The organism is uncultured Roseovarius sp. (genome assembly GCF_947489715.1).
In the GTDB taxonomy this organism is placed as follows: Bacteria; Pseudomonadota; Alphaproteobacteria; order Rhodobacterales; family Rhodobacteraceae; genus Roseovarius.
The window spans coordinates 732,188-748,396 of sequence record NZ_CANLER010000002.1 but is presented as its reverse complement, the minus strand read 5'-3'; the positions used below and the strand labels follow the sequence as shown (position 1 = coordinate 748,396).

At 59.3% G+C, this 16,209-nt stretch carries 19 protein-coding genes; 11 read left to right on the top strand and 8 right to left on the bottom strand.

Going from position 1 to position 16,209, the window contains the following annotated elements:
• Positions 1 to 88: 88 nt before the first annotated feature.
• The 6 genes from soxA to Q1B27_RS09295 all read right to left on the bottom strand — a co-directional run bounded on the left by soxA (position 89) and on the right by Q1B27_RS09295 (position 3,689).
• Positions 89 to 943, bottom strand: coding sequence for a sulfur oxidation c-type cytochrome SoxA (gene soxA / locus Q1B27_RS09320; RefSeq protein ID WP_299846724.1), 855 nt, complete (start codon positions 941 to 943; stop codon positions 89 to 91).
• 24 nt (positions 944 to 967) lie between these two features.
• Positions 968 to 1,297, bottom strand: coding sequence for a thiosulfate oxidation carrier complex protein SoxZ (gene soxZ, locus Q1B27_RS09315; protein ID WP_299846722.1), 330 nt, complete (start codon positions 1,295 to 1,297; stop codon positions 968 to 970).
• 21 nt (positions 1,298 to 1,318) lie between these two features.
• Positions 1,319 to 1,735, bottom strand: a complete 417-nt coding sequence (soxY, locus tag Q1B27_RS09310) for a thiosulfate oxidation carrier protein SoxY (protein WP_299846721.1) — start codon at positions 1,733 to 1,735, stop codon at positions 1,319 to 1,321.
• 39 nt (positions 1,736 to 1,774) lie between these two features.
• Entirely contained in the window at positions 1,775 to 2,236 is a 462-nt protein-coding gene (gene soxX, locus Q1B27_RS09305) for a sulfur oxidation c-type cytochrome SoxX (protein ID WP_299846719.1), read from the bottom strand.
• Positions 2,237 to 2,356: 120 nt separating this feature from the next.
• Complete coding sequence (locus Q1B27_RS09300; RefSeq protein WP_299846717.1) at positions 2,357 to 2,938, bottom strand: thioredoxin family protein; 582 nt, start codon at positions 2,936 to 2,938, stop codon at positions 2,357 to 2,359.
• A gap of 13 nt (positions 2,939 to 2,951) precedes the next feature.
• Positions 2,952 to 3,689: a cytochrome c biogenesis protein CcdA gene (locus Q1B27_RS09295; protein WP_299846715.1), complete on the bottom strand. Its 738-nt coding sequence runs from the start codon at positions 3,687 to 3,689 to the stop codon at positions 2,952 to 2,954.
• A gap of 76 nt (positions 3,690 to 3,765) precedes the next feature.
• Between Q1B27_RS09295 and Q1B27_RS09290 the strand changes: the two genes are divergently transcribed.
• The 3 genes from Q1B27_RS09290 to Q1B27_RS09280 all read left to right on the top strand — a co-directional run bounded on the left by Q1B27_RS09290 (position 3,766) and on the right by Q1B27_RS09280 (position 5,693).
• Positions 3,766 to 4,137 (top strand): hypothetical protein, encoded by a 372-nt coding sequence (locus Q1B27_RS09290; protein WP_299846713.1) that lies wholly within the window; start codon positions 3,766 to 3,768, stop codon positions 4,135 to 4,137.
• A 110-nt stretch (positions 4,138 to 4,247) separates the two neighbouring features.
• On the top strand, positions 4,248 to 4,583 hold the full coding sequence (locus tag Q1B27_RS09285) for a helix-turn-helix transcriptional regulator (protein WP_299846711.1): 336 nt from the start codon (positions 4,248 to 4,250) through the stop codon (positions 4,581 to 4,583).
• Between the two features lie 45 nt (positions 4,584 to 4,628).
• Positions 4,629 to 5,693, top strand: a complete 1,065-nt coding sequence (locus Q1B27_RS09280) for a YeeE/YedE family protein (protein WP_299846709.1) — start codon at positions 4,629 to 4,631, stop codon at positions 5,691 to 5,693.
• A gap of 23 nt (positions 5,694 to 5,716) precedes the next feature.
• On the opposite strand, the gene Q1B27_RS09275 is transcribed toward Q1B27_RS09280, so the two are convergent.
• A complete protein-coding gene (locus Q1B27_RS09275; RefSeq protein WP_299846707.1) occupies positions 5,717 to 6,301 on the bottom strand; it encodes a pyridoxamine 5'-phosphate oxidase family protein in 585 nt (194 codons plus the stop codon).
• A gap of 297 nt (positions 6,302 to 6,598) precedes the next feature.
• Here Q1B27_RS09275 and Q1B27_RS09270 point away from each other — a divergent pair, with 297 nt between their 5' ends.
• The 8 genes from Q1B27_RS09270 (at position 6,599) to Q1B27_RS09235 (ending at position 13,614) form a co-directional block, all read left to right on the top strand.
• Entirely contained in the window at positions 6,599 to 7,525 is a 927-nt protein-coding gene (locus Q1B27_RS09270) for a hypothetical protein (protein ID WP_299846705.1), read from the top strand.
• A gap of 79 nt (positions 7,526 to 7,604) precedes the next feature.
• A complete protein-coding gene (locus Q1B27_RS09265; RefSeq protein WP_299846703.1) occupies positions 7,605 to 8,555 on the top strand; it encodes an AAA family ATPase in 951 nt (316 codons plus the stop codon).
• The gene (locus Q1B27_RS09260; protein WP_299846701.1) at positions 8,552 to 9,451 is read left to right on the top strand and encodes a DUF58 domain-containing protein; all 900 of its coding nucleotides are present in this window, start codon (positions 8,552 to 8,554) and stop codon (positions 9,449 to 9,451) included. The genes Q1B27_RS09265 and Q1B27_RS09260 overlap by 4 nt, the downstream gene beginning before the upstream one ends.
• Entirely contained in the window at positions 9,444 to 9,818 is a 375-nt protein-coding gene (locus tag Q1B27_RS09255) for a hypothetical protein (protein WP_299846699.1), read from the top strand. Before Q1B27_RS09260 ends, Q1B27_RS09255 begins: the two co-directional genes overlap by 8 nt.
• On the top strand, positions 9,811 to 10,767 hold the full coding sequence (locus tag Q1B27_RS09250) for a VWA domain-containing protein (RefSeq protein ID WP_299846697.1): 957 nt from the start codon (positions 9,811 to 9,813) through the stop codon (positions 10,765 to 10,767). The genes Q1B27_RS09255 and Q1B27_RS09250 overlap by 8 nt, the downstream gene beginning before the upstream one ends.
• Positions 10,764 to 11,663, top strand: coding sequence for a vWA domain-containing protein (locus Q1B27_RS09245; protein WP_299846695.1), 900 nt, complete (start codon positions 10,764 to 10,766; stop codon positions 11,661 to 11,663). Before Q1B27_RS09250 ends, Q1B27_RS09245 begins: the two co-directional genes overlap by 4 nt.
• Positions 11,663 to 12,352: a tetratricopeptide repeat protein gene (locus tag Q1B27_RS09240; RefSeq protein ID WP_299846692.1), complete on the top strand. Its 690-nt coding sequence runs from the start codon at positions 11,663 to 11,665 to the stop codon at positions 12,350 to 12,352. Before Q1B27_RS09245 ends, Q1B27_RS09240 begins: the two co-directional genes overlap by 1 nt.
• Complete coding sequence (locus Q1B27_RS09235) at positions 12,349 to 13,614, top strand: hypothetical protein (RefSeq protein ID WP_299846690.1); 1,266 nt, start codon at positions 12,349 to 12,351, stop codon at positions 13,612 to 13,614. The genes Q1B27_RS09240 and Q1B27_RS09235 overlap by 4 nt, the downstream gene beginning before the upstream one ends.
• A gap of 96 nt (positions 13,615 to 13,710) precedes the next feature.
• Here Q1B27_RS09235 and infB read toward each other — a convergent pair whose 3' ends face one another.
• Positions 13,711 to 16,203: a translation initiation factor IF-2 gene (gene infB / locus Q1B27_RS09230; RefSeq protein ID WP_299846672.1), complete on the bottom strand. Its 2,493-nt coding sequence runs from the start codon at positions 16,201 to 16,203 to the stop codon at positions 13,711 to 13,713.
• Positions 16,204 to 16,209 lie beyond the last annotated feature (6 nt).

Below are 16,209 nucleotides of genomic sequence, written 5' to 3'. Positions count from 1 at the left end.
TGCTGTCCTCACCGCAATCACATGCGGTTTTTTGAATGTTTTCAGGTAAACAAAACCCCGCACCGATGATCCGGCGCGGGGCAGTTTGTCAGTTACGAATTGACGGCCCTTCGACCGACAGGCCGTTGCCGCGGGACGCGACATAAAGCTCCAGCGCGATGAACTCGGGGCTGCCGGGCTTATAGGTCTCGGCCCGTGTATCCCGCACACAGCCCTTGAACCGGGCATGCACCGAATTCAGCTTGGTGTTTTTCAGACGATAGACCGGAAAGCCGTTGATCTGGCCCTGGCTCAGGTGGTCCGCCCGGATCATGTTGCCATAATTGTCTTCATGGCAATTGGCACAGCTCATCTCCAGCTGACCGGTCCGGGTGTAATACAGCTCCTTGCCCTGTTCCCAGGTCGACTGCGCCGGGCCGTCAATGGCCACGTTGACAGGCATCCCCCGCGACACCGAGGCAATCAGTGCCACCATGTTCTGCATCGTGCCGCCGGTATAATCCCAGGCCTCTGCGCCCATGCGGGTTTCCCGGCAGTCATTGATCTGCATCTCAAGCGTGCGGACCGCTCCGGCCGCCTCGTTCCACTTGGGATAGACCGCCTTGACGCCTGCCATCGACTCGGTTCCGTCGTGACAGGACGCGCAGGATTTCCCCTCGGACCCATCGGCGGTATCCCAGGCTTCCTGGGCCTGTTCGACAAAGATCATGCCGGGATTGTCGAAATCATCCGCCTGCATCGCGCGGGTTTCGACGCCGCGGAAATGCCAGCCAGAAATCACCTCGTCCATCACATCGGAAAGATGCGCTGGCGCGGCGGTGCGCGTCACCATTTCGGTTTCTTCGTTCAGCACCAGCGTATCATCCGCAGGGCCGGCCATTGCCGCACTCGACGACAAAGCCCAGACGCCGACCAGAGTCGCTATCTTATTATATTTATTCATCTATTCCTCCCTGAACGCCGGCGCTTATTCGACAGCGATCGACTTGGCCGTTTCATAGACCGAACCATCGTCGTCATACCAAGTGAACTTGAACTCGCCGGCTTCGGGCACCTTGGCTTCGAACTCGAAATACGGGTTTGTCGAAATCGCCGGCTCCATCGTCACATCCACCACCTTCTCACCGTTGAACTCACAGGTGAACCGGTTGATGATCGAGCGCGGGATAACGTTGCCCTCTTTGTCCTTGCGCTGGCCGCTTTCCATCTTGTGGCTGATCAGCGTCTTGATCGTGATCGTATCGCCAGCGGCTGCTGTCTTGGGCACTTTGACGCGGGGTTTTACACCTTTTGCCATGTTGTAATCTCCTTGATTAGCTTAGCCGCCGCAGCCGCCGATTGTGACTTTGACGGTGCTTGATGCCTTGGCAAATGATCCATCCGCCATCTTCGCAATCGCCACCACTTCCTGCGTGCCCGCCAGGCGGATACGGGTCGAGGCGTCCTGCGAAGCCGCCAGTGGCCCGAACTTGAATGTCGCCACGCTGGGTGTCGGATTGCCAAGCGCCAGCACCATGATTTCGGCGGCACCGGGGGCCGATACTTCGATCGGGACGGTGTTGCCGTTTTCCGCGATCTCCGGGGCGGTCAGGGTGATACCGCTGTCGCCCATCTCGGCACCACCGGTAAAGGCGGCGATCTGATCTTCACCCGCTGCCGTGGCAGACATTGGCAGCCCGAATGTCACAAGGACACCGGCCCCCATGATCATGGCGTTTCGTCTTGTCAGTTCCATATTGAAGCTCCTGAAACTTGGTCCCACGTTACCGGGAAGTTATTCTTTGAGGGTCGACAGATAGGCCACCACGTCCTCGATCTGCTGGGCAGACAGAAGTGGGCCAAACGTGTCATCCGCAGCCTTGCCGGTATAGGCCTTGCCGGGCCGGATGAACCCTTCGGTCTTATAGAAAGACGGCATCATCGTGCCGTCGAACATCATTTTGGCATTCGCCACGATGCCCCGCAGCTCGGCCTCACTCCAACGATCGGCGGCGCCGTCCAGCGGTGGCCCGATTTCACCGTGAAACGGCACATCCGCCAGATCGCTGACCGCGTGGCAGGCCACGCAATTGCCCAGCTTCTTGCTACCGACGATCTTGCGGCCTTCATCCACGTTTCCGGGCGTCCCGCTGAGTGATGCCGCAACCGCGCCGTCTTCGTAACTCACGCCTGTCGGCGGAATCTCGGCGGCTGTCGCCATCCCTGCCGACACCGCAAAGGCCAGGGCCAATGTCATTCTTGTTCGCATGCGTCCTCCCGGTACATATTCAATTTTTGTTATATCATAAGACACGTAATCGTGAGCGGGCAAGATTAAATTCGCAAATCCGAATTTATTAACCCCAAATACCGGCGCTCAATCAAACGATCCGTTATCGCGCTCCTGGATACGACGGGCGTGATAACGCTGAAAATCCTCCCCGTTATCAAGCTCATACCGTTTCTCGTTGACCCAGGTAAACATGTCGATTGTGGTGCCGGCACCAAAGGCGCCCGGCATCAAGGCTACCGCAGCCTGCTGTGCGGTCTGTCCTTCGGGCACCTCTTCCGGCAGGAACAGAATCGACGGGGTGAACAATAATCCCCATTTCTGTGCCGCCTGTTTCTCGGTCAGAATCTCGCCATCGAAATCGGTCACCTCGGTATCGCCGTAAAGGTTCAGCTGCACGACAAAGAAATTATCCCTGATGTAGCTGGCAATCTCGTCGCGGGGGAAAACCTCGTTGTGCATCTTGGTGCAATAGATGCAGCCGCGCTGTTCAAAGATCAGCGCCAGGCGTTTGCCTTCGTCATTGGCCTCGGTCAAATCCTCGCGCAGATCCTTGAACGTATCGCGCATCCAATCGGTCTTGTGCAAGCCGTCATCGCCCATCTCGACCGCGGCGGCCAGCATCGGCGCGCAGATCAGCGCCAGCAACGATATCAGTTTCCGTAACATGACGGGTCTCCTCTCAAATGTTCTGGAATGCCGGGAAAGCACGAAGCATCCATTGGGCGATATAATTCACACTATCAGTGGCAATCAGCAGCGCAAACAGGATCAGCAGCGCGCCCATGGCCTTTTCGACCTTAGGCAAATGCCTGCGAAACCGCGCCGCGAATTTCAGGAACGGCCCTATGAAAAGCGATGCCACCACGAAAGGCGCTGTCATCGCCACGCCAAAAACGATCAGCAACATCAGTCCGCGCAGCGCCGTCGCCTCGGTGCTGGCGGTAAACACCACCGCCGTCAGCACCCCGCCGACACAGGGCGTCCATCCGGCGGCAAAGGCCAAGCCGACCAGATAGGCACCCATGACCGACATGTTCCGGGTCTCGCCCGCCTCAACCTGAAAGGCACGGTTCAGAAATCCGATGCGGATCACCCCCAGAAAATGCAGCCCCATCACAAAGACGATCAACGCCGCCCCCAGACGAAACTCGGTCTGCATCGACCGGAATGCCTGGCTCAGCCCGTAGGCCGCCGCGCCCAGCAGCACGAATACGGTTATGATTCCCAGCGAAAACATCACCGACGCCAGAAACGCCCGCCGACGCACCCCCGCTGCCAGGGTGCCATCGCCGCTGATCTCACCCATCGACGCGCCCGCCATATAGCTCAGGTAGAATGGTACGATCGGCAACACGCAGGGCGAGAAAAACACGATCAGCCCCCCCGCGATTGCGCTCAGAATCGTGACATCCAGCATGAAGGGGCCTCGTGAAGCTTGAACATATTCCAGTTTGAGAATATTTTGAGATGACACGCCCGTCAATGGAGCACCGATGCAGACCCTGCGAACAGCCCTGATCGCCACCGCCCTGAGCTGCCTTGCGGCCACGCATGTACTGGCGACCGAACTGGTGATGGTCGAACAGGACGGCTGCCATTGGTGTGAACGCTGGGATGCCGAAATCGCCCCGGCCTACCCCAACACGTCCGAGGGCAAGCGCGCGCCTTTGCGCCGCGTGGACTTGCGCGATCTGCCAGCGGATATCGCCTTTTCTTCGCCACCGGTCTTTACGCCAACCTTCGTTCTGGTCGATCAGGGCCGGGAACTGGGTCGGCTCGAAGGCTATGCAGGTGACGAATTCTTCTGGTTTCTCCTCGATAAGCTTCTCAAGGATCATCCCGAAGCAACACGGGTTTCAAACTGATGCGGTCGTCTTATCATAAAATCCGCCACGCATCGACCAACACCCACCATTGCCCCGAAACTGCATGCCGGGATAAAGCATGCTTGGACCAACCCGGATAAGATTGCCTTATGTCTCTGCCCGTCATCACCAACGACATGTCCGACGCGGAAATCACGCGGATGATGAAAAACGCCTGCGAGGCGTCAAATTTCCTCAAGGCGATCAGCCACGAAGGCCGGTTGATGATCCTCTGTCATCTGGCCAGCGGCGAAAAATCCGTAACCGAGCTGGAGGAGCTTTTATCCTCGCGGCAGGCCGCCGTGTCGCAACAACTGTCACGCCTGCGCAGCGAAGGGCTGGTGCAGCCGCGACGCGAAGGCAAGGCGATCTATTACAGCCTGTCTGACACACGTGCGGTCAGAGTGCTCGAAGTGGTGTATGATCTTTTCTGCAAGGACCACTAGGTCAGCCAGAGGCAAGGGTTAACCCCAACGATACGGAGGAAGAAGATGTTTGACGTGCTATCCGATACAACGCTCGTCGCGCTCTTCGGCTTTCTCGGCGGTGCGGTTCTGGGCCTCGCGGCCCGGCTGGGGCGTTTCTGCACCCTAGGCGCGATCGAGGATTACCTTTACCAAGGCAGCGATATCCGCCTGCGCATGTGGTTTCTGGCGATCGGTGTCGCCGGACTGGCGACGTTCTCGCTGGCCGCGGCGGACGCGCTTGATCTGTCCAGAACGCTTTACCACCTGCTGCCGTTTTCACCCGTCGCCAGCATCGTCGGCGGCTTGCTGTTCGGCTATGGCATGTCCCTGGCCGGGAATTGCGGCTTCGGCGCACTGGCCCGTTTTGGCGGCGGCGATCTGCGCTCATTCGTGATCGTATTGGTGATGGGCATTTCGGCCTATTTCATGCAGTCTGGCGCGCTGGCAGGACTGCGTATCCAACTGATCACCGCAACCTCGATGCCACCTGGAACCCGCGATTACGCATCCCTACTGGGCTCGGTCACTGGCCTTTCAACCATAGGCGCCGGACTATTGATCAGCCTTGCAATCATTCTTGCCGCCCTTGCAAGCCGCAGCATTCGTGCCCGTCCCGGTCCGGTTGTCTGGGGCGCACTCGTTGGTCTCGCCATCGCCAGCGGCTGGGCTGGTACATACTGGATCAGCGCTGAACGTTTCAGCATAACACCCGTACTCAGCCACACTTTCACCGCGCCCCTTGGGGAAACACTGCTGTTCCTCATGACCTCCAGCGGCGGCGGCCTCAGCTTCGGCGTAGGATCGGTCTTCGGCGTATTGGCCGGCGCGTTTTGCGGCAGCATCATCAAGGGACATTTCCGCTGGGAGGCCTGCGAAGATCCACGCGAGCTGAAACGCCAGATCATCGGTGCCATCTGCATGGGTTTCGGTGCGGTTCTGGCGCTTGGCTGCACCATCGGCCAAGGGATTTCGGCGTTTTCTGTTATGGCGCTCAGCGCCCCGATCACCTTCGCCGCGATATTTGCCGGTGCAACCCTTGGGCTAAGGCATCTGATCACCGGCTTCCCATCGCTCACAGCAGGCCGTTGATTATTGCGGTGTGAAGGTCAGACTCAAAGCAATTCGGCGATTGGCGGAATCTTCTTCCATTCCGGGGTTGGCTGTTTCCGGTCGTCCACAGGGATATGACGAGATGGTGCCACCATCTGCATTTCGGGCACATACCGAGGGCAGTTTGGATAAATATGTTCCACCGCGACCTCAACGATACGATGCGCACCGGGATAGGTTGCAAGCGCCTCATGCGCGTCATGCACGCTTGCGCGTCCATTGATCCGAACCCGCAGGAAAAGCGCGCCTTGCCCTTCTTCAGCGCCAAAATTCATAAACAAAAGCCCAACATTCGGGTTCTCGACGATATTCCCAAGGGATTTATACATACGGTTGCCATCGTAGTCCGGGAATATCAGCTGGCGAGGTCCAGTCACGCGCACAAAGCCCGGCGCACCTCCTTTGAACGAACAATCAGTGCTTTCATGGGCAGCACTTGCAAGAAAGAAAAACGGGCAGGCGTGAATGAAATCGCGAAACTCATCATTGATTTCAGAAGATTCGACCATGTCAACGATGCGGTCGGCGACCGCCCTGCCGCCATAAGCATCCTGAAGCTTGCGGTTTCCATCATGAAACATTGTCATCTCATTCCCCCGATTTTCGGTAGTAGGTATATCAGTGCAAGTATAGATTTCGTCTCTATTCCGCCTTAAACCGCTGTAAATTCCTTTCTGACGCCGTCAGATCGTCTCCAGAATACCTGACACGCCGCTTTTCACGAACCTCGACATTTGTCCCAACTGGTCGTCGAGGTTTTCGCCTACATCGACCGGCACGACAGTGCTGTGTGCAAATCTCTTTCCCGAAACCGTGCACTGGCGCATAATTGGACTTGCAAGACCTTTGGGCTAGTTCAGCCCTAGCTGTTTCGGGATGTTTTGATGCGCAAAATTTTGCGATGTGCCATTGTTTTTCTGCTGATCGCCGCTTCGGGGGCACAAGCACATGCTGATCGTGATCAGTTTCTGGAACTGGCGCGCAAGGGGTGGGTCTATCAGCTCCGCTCCGCCATGACACGGCCAGGGGTGACGCCGCCGGTCATCCGGATCAACAGTCAGGACATGGCAGGCGCCGCCCTCTGTATTGTCGGTGAACCGCCACACCCGCAAACCCGCCGCGTCCTTGATGCCTTCTCGGGGCTGGTCGCAGAAATATTCAACAAGCCAATGCCGATGCGGTTTGGCGGTACGGATTTAGCGGCCTGCGGTACGGGGCGCATTGTCTATTTAAGGCTCTATTCCGGCCTGATACCGCACCGTGCCTTCAATAACGACCTGCGCCGCATTGACCGGGTTTTTGACATCGGCCTACCGCATGATCGCGAACAATTCATCCTGTCCCCGGCACAGGCCCAGACGTTTTTTGGTCGCAACGGTCGGGCCACACATCTGCTGGTCAAACAGCCGTTATTGGTGCCGCTATCCCAGCTTGAGCAGCGCTTCTTTGCTTCGATCCTGATTGAAGAGCTGTATCAGTCTTTCACCTTCGGGATAGACATTCTGCATTTTGACCGCAACTCAGCTTTCGTTTCCAAACTCGAAGAATTTCCAATCAACCTGCGCCACATACCGTGGGATTCGCCGATCTTCATGCAGGGGCTTTTGCAGTCAAACCCCGCGGGGCTGTGCCGTTTCGATGTCTTCATGCTGCATGCCCTTGCCTTGGCCCCGGTTGAACAAACCAACACCGAAGCCTTCTTGCAATTCATCGAGGGTCGGTTCGATGACCTGATGCTGCGGGCCGAAGGCACGATCGCGCAGGCGGATCACGCGCCCATTCTCGACCAGCATTGCCGCACCTCGGAATGAGACCTTGGGCTGTGTTTGCGGCACGCCCCTGACACGGTAGCATGGGATGAAGACAGGATCGCAGCGAAGGGGCCTTGGCATGGATGCAGAGAATACGGCGCAAAGTTTGGGGCAACTACGCGACCATATGGCGACCGGTCTGATCGGGCATGAATTGCTGATCGAACGGCTATTGATCGGCTTGCTGACGGGTGGTCATCTCCTGATCGAAGGCGCGCCGGGCCTTGCCAAGACACGGGCGGTGAAATGGTTGGCAGACGCAGTGGATGGCGGCTTTTCCCGCATTCAGTGCACACCCGATCTGTTACCGGCAGACCTGACGGGCACACCGGTCTTTCGGCCCCAATCAGGTGATTTCGAATTCGTTCCGGGGCCGGTGTTTCATAATCTGGTGCTGGTGGACGAAATCAATCGCGCCCCGCCCAAAGTACAATCAGCCCTTCTCGAAGCGATGGCAGAAAACCAGGTTACAAGCGGGAATGAGACCCATGCGCTGCCCGACCCCTTTCTCGTGGTCGCCACGCAAAACCCGATAGAGCATGAAGGCACCTTCCCCTTGCCCGAGGCACAATTAGACCGGTTTCTGATGCATGTGGTGTTGGGCTTGCCCAACGCCGAAACCGAACGACGCATTCTCGATCTTGTCGAGGCCGAAGGTCAGGGCGCAAACGTATCGCCGGTGCGGTTGGCATTGGCTGATGTGCGTGCGGCGCGGCAGGCGGCGATGAGCGTGCATTTATCTTCTCCCCTACGCGATTACATCGTAAGGCTCGTCACCGCGACCCGCTCTGATCCTTTTGCCAGCGATATCGACCATCCGGTCAGTCCACGCGGATCGCTGGCCTTAGCAGCAGCATCCAAGGCGCGGGCCTGGCTGGAGGGGCGCGATCATGCCTTACCCGAAGATGTTCAGACCGTGGCTCCTGACGCCCTTGCCCACCGCGTGGTGATGACCTGGCGTGCCACGGCCGATGGGCGCACCGCCCGCGCTCTGATCGCCGATGTGCTCGACGCGGTCGAACCACTGTGACCGCTGCGCTGGATCATCCGGGCGTCACGCTGAGCGCTGATTCACTGATCGCGCTCCGCGGGCTGGTCCTGCATCCAGATGAAAGGGGTCAGCTTTCGTCACTTCCGGGTGGAATGGTGTCGAAAAAGCGTGGTCAAGGGCAGGAAATGGCTGACGTCCGTGAATATGTTTCAGGCGATGATATCCGCCATCTGGACCGCGGCAGCACCGCTCGTACCGGCACGCTGCATGTCCGATCCTTTCAGGAGGAACGCGATCGTGTGACCCTGCTTGTGGCTGATTTCCGCCCCGCGATGTTATGGGGCAGCAAACGTGCTTTTCGCTCGGTCGCAGCCGCAGAAGCATTGGTCCTGATCGGTTGGCAGGCCGTCGAGCAAGGCGGGCGTGTGGGCCTTCTTGCGCTAAACGCCGGTATCCCCGTGGCCGTGCCCGCGCGCGGACGCACCAAGGGGATGCTCGCCGCGATCGGTGGTATGGTTCGCGCGCACGCGACTGCGCTACAGCAGGCGCTTGATGGGGTGCAAACCGATCCGCCCCTGTCAAACGCCCTGACGCGCCTTTCCCGCCTCGCTCCGAAGGGTGCCGAAATTGTCATCGCGTCGGGTTTCGACGCGCCGGGCGACGGGTTGGAGGACTGTCTGGGTGAGCTATCGCACCGCAGGACGCCCAGGTTGATACAGATTGGTGATACCGGATCAACGGACCTGCCCGCCGGTGCATATCCGATGCGCCTGTTTGATGGCACCAGACGTCGGGTTCGCATCTCCGGCCTGCGTCAGAACCCAATTGCGCAACCACATATCGCCAATCTGCCCGTATTACCCCTAGATGCTGGTCAGGAAGTGCAGGAATTTGCACGCCAAATAAGCGCCGATCAATGGGGCAGTCATGGCTGACCGCGCGCTGACCGAAGAGGCTGTGCTGGCGGGATTGCAGGATATCCGCCTACCCACCGACGCGCCGGGCGGCCTGTTTGCAGAGCTGCTTGCCGTGATCGGCATGGCATTGCTGCTGGCGCTTTTCCTTGGATTGATCGCGCGAACCCTGTCGCGCCCCCGACTGAAAAAGACCCGCCAGATACCAGTGCATGATCAACTGGCACAGTTGAAAAAGCTACCGGATTCCGAGCGCAAACTGGCCCTGCTGCATCTGCTCAAGGATACCCGGCCCGAAGTCTTCAAACCATTGGCGGTGGGTCTCTACCGCCCGGACGGCCTCCCTGATGCTGACACGTTGGAAAAGGCATTGATGCAGAATGGTTGAATTGAGCGATCCCTGGTTTCTACTGTTACTGCCATTGCCGCTGCTTGCCTACCATCTGCTACCCCCGCACCGACAATTCGGCGCAGTTCTATCTGTCCCGGACCAGATCGGCCGCAACATTCTGGCCGGGGCTGGGCAAGGAGGCGCTCAGATAGCACAGCGATGGCTGCTGTCAGGCGCAATCTGGCTGTTGCTGATCCTTGCGCTTGCCGGACCGCGTCAATTGATTCCGGTGCCCGCGCTCAAGGTTTCCGGGCGCGATCTGGCGATAGCGATTGATCTGTCGGGGTCGATGGTGCGCGATGATTTCTATCTGGACGACGCACAGGTGACGCGCCTGCAGGCGGTGCAAACCATCGGCGCTGAATTTGTCAGACGTCGGGCGGGGGACCGCGTGGCGCTCATCATCTTTGGTTCCGACGCTTATTACGCTGCACCGTTCTCGTTCGATACAGAGGCGATTGCCCGCCGGATCGAAGAAAGCACCATTGGGATTTCGGGCCGGGCCACCAACATCTCGGACGCATTGGGGCTGGCGTTAAAACGACTGAAGAATTCTCAGGCAGCGGCGCGCGTTGTGATCCTGCTTTCGGACGGGGTGAACAACGCCGGGGCCACCAATCCACGCGGGGTGGCCAAACTGGCGTCAGACATGGGGGTGCGCATTCATACGATTGCATTTGGCCCCAAGGATCTTGCCAGCAGCACGCCCGGGGAACGCGGTGTTGTGGATGCGGCCACCTTGAAAGCTGTATCAGACCTGAGTGGTGGCACGAGCTTCCGGGTGCGCACATCGGAGGACCTGCAAGAGGTGACGCGCGCACTGGACAAGTTGGAAGCAACTGACAGCGACGGGCTCGCGGCGGAAATCTACCGTGAGCTATGGGTTTGGCCAGCGGCGATGGCGGCAGGTCTGTGCCTGTTTCTGGCCTGGAGGCGTGAAGCATGAGCGTCTTTACGGATATCGCCCTGTTGCGGCCCACCTGGCTTTTGCTTCTGCCCGCGTTGGTCCTCGTGGCGGTATTCCTACGCCGTCAAAGCGTCGGCCTGGGCGATTGGACCCGGGTGATTGATCCGGCTATGATGGTCGCTTTGCGTGCCCTTGGCCGTGTTGAAGCCGACAGCACCGGCGCACGTGGCATGGCGGCTTTGATCACTGCGGCGTTGGTTGTGTTGGCGCTGGCCGGTCCTGCGATTGAACGGCGCGAAGCGGCCGCCTTTCGCAATCTTGACGGCGTGGTCTTTGTGCTGGATGCGTCGAAATCCGCAACCGAAGGGTCCGATTGGATCGCGATGCAGACTATCGCACGCTACGGTATCGCCGCCCTTGGCAGCCGCCCAGCCGGGTTGGTGATTTTCGCGGGCGATGCCTATGTCGCAACCGACCTGACAGCGGATACACGCCAGTTGGGCATCACGCTGTCACTGGTCGATGCCGAAACCGTGCCAGACCCCGGCAGTCGCCCACATCTGGGCCTCGCGTTGGCGCGTGACATGTTGCAAAGCAGCGGCGTTCTGGCAGGCGATGTCGTGTTGATCAGCGATGGTGCCGGATTGGGACCCGAGGCGCTCAAACGCGCATCTGACATCGCCGGACAAAAGGCAAGGCTATCAGTTATCGTACCGCAGACCAGTCCCGCCGCCGAAACGCTCGCAGCAGCGGGCGCGGGAAAGGTTTTCAACCTGGCCCAGATAGATGATTTCGCGGGGTTTCTGGGGCGATCTGGGCGTGACCGGCTGGAGGAGCAGGAGTACAAGCTGCTCTTTCGGGCCGATTTGGGCCGCTATCTTCTACTGGCCGCGCTGATCCCCGCGTTGATTCTGTTCCGCCGGAGGTTGGTTTGATGCGGGCGACCTGGACCCTGGGATTGGCCGTGCTGTGTCTGGCATTGGCGATGCTTATTGGTGGTGCTAGTCCGCTCGGGCGGGTGTTGATGGGGCTTGGCCTGCCGGGACTGGCAGCGCAGGTGTTCGACGATTCGGGCTGGCGCGGCGCGGCGCTCTATCGTTTCGGCGATCATGACGGCGCCGCGAAGGCGTTTCAAAAGGCCGACATGTTGCTGAACCTGGGCAATGCCCACGTGCAGGCCGGGCGCTATGCCGCCGCGCTTGAGGCCTATGATATCGCCCGTTTGCAGGGGAGCGAACGCGCCGCGGCGAATTTCGATTTGGTGGCAGCCTTCTATGCCGGGCTGGCGTTGGATCCGGATACGCCGATTGCATGGTTCACCGAAAAAGATGGCGGCGACGGCGCTGTTGTGAAAGCCTCGATCGCAAAAGGATCGGCTCGGGCAGCGGGCACCGGTGACGGCGCCACAAACAGCGGTGCGTTGCTGGGTCTGCCCGAACTGCAAAGCAATGGCGCACGCGAGGTGCGCAAGGTTTTCGACGACAAGTTCATGGTGGCAAACCGGCGCTGGCTGCAAACGCTCTCGGATGTGCCTGGCGAATATCTGGCGGCGCGTATACAGCACGAGCGTAAGCGACGGGTCAAACTGGGCTTGGCGCAGCCCGTACCGGAGGATCCCGAATGAGACTGCTGGCGCTTTTTCTGATCCTGATCACGGGGGTCGCGTCGGCGCAGACGCGCGAGGTCAACCCGGCCGATCTGACCCTGACCGTGTCCATTGAAAACGGCAATGTCACGCCCTACCAGCAAGAGATGGTGCTGGTCACGATCCACGGTATCTATCGCCGCCACATCACCCGCGAAAAACTGGAACAGCCCCTGCTGGACGGATTCAACTGGATGCAGCTGGGGCAGGACCATTGGTACGAAAGCCAGATGGACGGCAAGAAGGTCAAGAACTTCAAACGCCGAATGGCGCTATTCCCGGATCGAACCGGAAAACTTGAGATCGGGCCGTTTGTGCATCACCTGACGCTGACCGACGAAGGAGATGACTGGTTCGGCCATGATATCCAATCCGAACCGATTTCGATCAGGGTGGCACCTGCACCGGTCACCGATGGCTGGTGGTTTCCGACGCGGCGGTTGGAAATCAGCGATCAATGGTCCAACGCGCCCGATCAGCTGGCAGACGGAGAAGGCGTGCTAAGGGTGATCCGGATCACCGCCGTGGGCGTATCTCCCGACATGATCCCCCCGATGCCAGCGCTGAGTTCACCCAGCGCGATGATCTTTCCGCACCCGGAAAAACGCCTGGTTGAACTGTCCCCGCAGGGGCCGGTATCCATCGCGTTCTGGCGCTGGACGATCCGGCCCACCAATGGCGCATCGGCGATCCTGGAACCGATCAAGTTCAACTATTTCGATACGATCACCCGGCAGGTGCATGAGGTAACGATCACAGCCCAGCGCGTCGCAATGAAGGCAGCGAACAGCCCAAGCGCTGCAACCACAAATTCCGCACCCTCTGACGCGCAGTTACATCCCTGGTTTCTGTTCAGCACCGGGGCGACAGCAACATTGGCAGGGCTGGTCGCGATGATCTTTGGCCGCCGGTTCGATGGGCGAACGGCATTGGCGCGATTTCCACTATTCAACCCAACCCGGCGGGCGTTGCGCCGGGCTGCCCGGACAGGCGATCTACCCGGCGTACGCCGGGCTGCCGCAGACCTGATCCGACAGGAGGGGGCAACCCCGGAACATCAGCGCCTGCTAAATGATTTCGACAGAGCCGTGTTTGGGCCAAACGGACCGGGCGAATTGGATCTGCGCGGCTTTGCAAGACAACTCCTGTCATGCAAGCCTACTGCGACAATACAGCAGGCAAACAGGCCCCCAGTCGTCAGAGATGGCACAGCTGCCAAAACGGCAACGCCCATACGCTGACGCTTTTCCTTTAAGGTTCAAGCGCCTTATCTCTCTGTCTTCAAACGAAAAAAGGGCCGGATCAACCGGCCCTTTCGCAATAAAATCTCGCACTGATCAATCGAGCGAGCGTTCGACTTCTTCGCGCTCGAAGATTTCGATCACATCGTCGGCACGGATGTCGTCATAATTCTCGAACGCCATACCGCATTCCTGACCCGACTGAACCTCGGGCACTTCATCCTTGAAGCGCTTGAGGGTTTTCAGCGTGCCTTCGTGGATCACGACATCGTCGCGCAGCAGACGCACACCAGCCGACCGGCGTGCAACGCCTTCGGTCACCAGACAGCCCGCTACCTTGCCGACACCTGTGACCTTGAAGACCTCTTTGATCTTCGCATAACCGATGAAGTTCTCGCGAATTTCAGCGCCCAGCAGACCCGAGGCTGCCGCCTTCACATCATCCACCAGATCGTAGATGACCGAATAATAGCGGATTTCGACACCTTTCTGGTTGGCACTGTTACGCGCCGGCGCATTGGCTCGCACGTTGAAACCAAACACTGGAGCACCCGATGCTTCCGCCAAACCGATATCGGATTCGGTGATCGCACCCACGCCCGAATGCAACACGCGTACGCGCACTTCGTCGTTGCCGATCTTCTCCATCGCCTGAACGATCGCCTCGGCAGACCCCTGCACGTCGGCTTTCACCAGAATAGGCATCTCCGAGACATTCTCGTTTTCCTTGGCGTTGGCCATCAACTGTTCCAGCGAGGTCGCAGCGCCAGCTGCGGCACGTTTATCCTTGGCGGCCTTCTCACGATATTCGGCGATCTCACGCGCCTGCGCATCGGTGTCGACCACGTTCAGAACGTCGCCCGCTTCAGGTGTGCCGTTCAAACCAAGAACCTCGACCGGAACCGATGGTCCGGCCTCATTCACGCGATCGCCCCGATCGTTGATCAGCGCGCGGACTTTACCGTATTGCTCACCCACGACAAAGATATCGCCCTGACGTAGCGTACCGTTCTGAACCAGAACCGTCGCCACAGGACCACGACCCACATCCAGCTGCGCCTCAATCACGGCACCTTCGGCAGCGCGATTCGGGTTCGCCTTCAGTTCCAGGATTTCCGCCTGAAGCGCGATGGCCTCCAACAGTTCATCCAGACCCTGACCGGTATGCGCCGATACCTCGACATCCTGCACCTCGCCCGACATCGCCTCGACGATAACCTCGTGACGCAAGAGGTCCGAACGGACCTTGTCCGGATCAGCCGCAGGCAGATCGACCTTGTTGATCGCCACGATCATCGGCACCTCTGCCGCCTTGGCGTGATTGATCGCCTCAATCGTCTGCGGCATCACCGCATCGTCTGCGGCCACAACCAGAACAACGATATCGGTCACCTGCGCGCCGCGGGCCCGCATGCTGGTAAAGGCCGCGTGTCCGGGAGTGTCGAGGAAGCTCAGCACAGTGCCGCCATCGGTTTTCACCTGATAGGCGCCGATATGCTGGGTAATCCCGCCCGCTTCGCCCGCGACAACCTTGGCATCGCGGATCGCATCCAAAAGAGAGGTCTTGCCGTGGTCAACATGGCCCATGATCGTGATCACCGGCGGACGCGGCTCAAGATCTTCGTCCTTGTCGTCAACTTGCGCGATCACATCTTCCACGTCGGCATCGCTGACGCGCACCACCTTGTGGCCGAACTCTTCGATGATCAGTTCGGCGGTATCGGCATCAATCGGTTCGTTCTGAGTGACCATCATGCCATTGTTCATCAAGGCTTTGACAACATCACCCACACGTTCCGCCATCCGGTTGGCCAGCTCGGAAACAACAATGGTTTCAGGCAGTTGCACATCGCGCACGACCTTTTCACGCTCAACGCTGCCACCCATGGCTTTTTGCCGGGCACGTTCCTGTTTACGCTTCATCGCCGCCAGCGATTTCTGACGACCACCTTCGCCACCAGCCAGCGCCTGATTCAGCGTCAACTTGCCGGACCGACGTCCATCATCGCCACCACGGCCCTTGCCACGGCGTTGCTGATCACGGTCCTTGTCCTGTTTACGCGGTGCTTGCGCCGGCTTCGACGGCGCGCTGCCACGCTCCGCTGGCGGGGCGGCGGCGGGCTGTGCCGCGACCGCGGCGGCCTGCTTGGCGGCAGCTTCGGCTTCTGCTTTCGCACGCTCTTCCGCTTCGGCCTTGGCCTTGGCGCGTTCAGCACGCTCCTGCTCTTCACGTTCTTTGGCTTCGGCTTCTTCGCGGCGGCGCATGCGTTCAGCTTCACGCTTTTGCTCTTCGGCTTCACGCGTCGCGGCCTCTTCGACTTCGCGTTCCTTGGCCGCTTGCAACGCCTTCATCCGGCGTTCCATTTCCGCATCGGAAATCCCCGCCGGGCGTTTGGCCGAACTGCCTGGACCCGAAGCTTTCGACGGCGCAGCAGAACTGGCCGCGCCCGTCGCCGGTTTGACGATGCGCTTACGCTTGGTTTCCACCACGACGTTCTTGGTCCGGCCATGGCTGAAGCTCTGCTTCACATTCCCCGCACGGGGACCGCCACGAACGCCCAGTGTTTTCTTTCCGTCGTTGTCGCTCATCTGCTT

Bases quoted from the DNA above. Each gene is read 5' to 3' on its own strand.
- soxY (WP_299846721.1), bottom strand. From the start codon at position 1,735: ATGGAACTGACAAGACGAAACGCCATGATCATGGGGGCCGGTGTCCTT.
- soxA (WP_299846724.1), bottom strand. From the start codon at position 943: ATGAATAAATATAATAAGATAGCGACTCTGGTCGGCGTCTGGGCTTTG.
- Q1B27_RS09245 (WP_299846695.1), top strand. From the start codon at position 10,764: ATGAGCGTCTTTACGGATATCGCCCTGTTGCGGCCCACCTGGCTTTTG.
- soxZ (WP_299846722.1), bottom strand. From the start codon at position 1,297: ATGGCAAAAGGTGTAAAACCCCGCGTCAAAGTGCCCAAGACAGCAGCC.
- Q1B27_RS09295 (WP_299846715.1), bottom strand. From the start codon at position 3,689: ATGCTGGATGTCACGATTCTGAGCGCAATCGCGGGGGGGCTGATCGTG.
- Q1B27_RS09275 (WP_299846707.1), bottom strand. From the start codon at position 6,301: ATGACAATGTTTCATGATGGAAACCGCAAGCTTCAGGATGCTTATGGC.
- Q1B27_RS09235 (WP_299846690.1), top strand. From the start codon at position 12,349: ATGAGACTGCTGGCGCTTTTTCTGATCCTGATCACGGGGGTCGCGTCG.
- soxX (WP_299846719.1), bottom strand. From the start codon at position 2,236: ATGACATTGGCCCTGGCCTTTGCGGTGTCGGCAGGGATGGCGACAGCC.
- infB (WP_299846672.1), bottom strand. From the start codon at position 16,203: ATGAGCGACAACGACGGAAAGAAAACACTGGGCGTTCGTGGCGGTCCC.
- Q1B27_RS09255 (WP_299846699.1), top strand. From the start codon at position 9,444: ATGGCTGACCGCGCGCTGACCGAAGAGGCTGTGCTGGCGGGATTGCAG.
- Q1B27_RS09270 (WP_299846705.1), top strand. From the start codon at position 6,599: ATGCGCAAAATTTTGCGATGTGCCATTGTTTTTCTGCTGATCGCCGCT.
- Q1B27_RS09285 (WP_299846711.1), top strand. From the start codon at position 4,248: ATGTCTCTGCCCGTCATCACCAACGACATGTCCGACGCGGAAATCACG.
- Q1B27_RS09280 (WP_299846709.1), top strand. From the start codon at position 4,629: ATGTTTGACGTGCTATCCGATACAACGCTCGTCGCGCTCTTCGGCTTT.
- Q1B27_RS09250 (WP_299846697.1), top strand. From the start codon at position 9,811: ATGGTTGAATTGAGCGATCCCTGGTTTCTACTGTTACTGCCATTGCCG.
- Q1B27_RS09300 (WP_299846717.1), bottom strand. From the start codon at position 2,938: ATGTTACGGAAACTGATATCGTTGCTGGCGCTGATCTGCGCGCCGATG.
- Q1B27_RS09290 (WP_299846713.1), top strand. From the start codon at position 3,766: ATGCAGACCCTGCGAACAGCCCTGATCGCCACCGCCCTGAGCTGCCTT.
- Q1B27_RS09265 (WP_299846703.1), top strand. From the start codon at position 7,605: ATGGATGCAGAGAATACGGCGCAAAGTTTGGGGCAACTACGCGACCAT.
- Q1B27_RS09240 (WP_299846692.1), top strand. From the start codon at position 11,663: ATGCGGGCGACCTGGACCCTGGGATTGGCCGTGCTGTGTCTGGCATTG.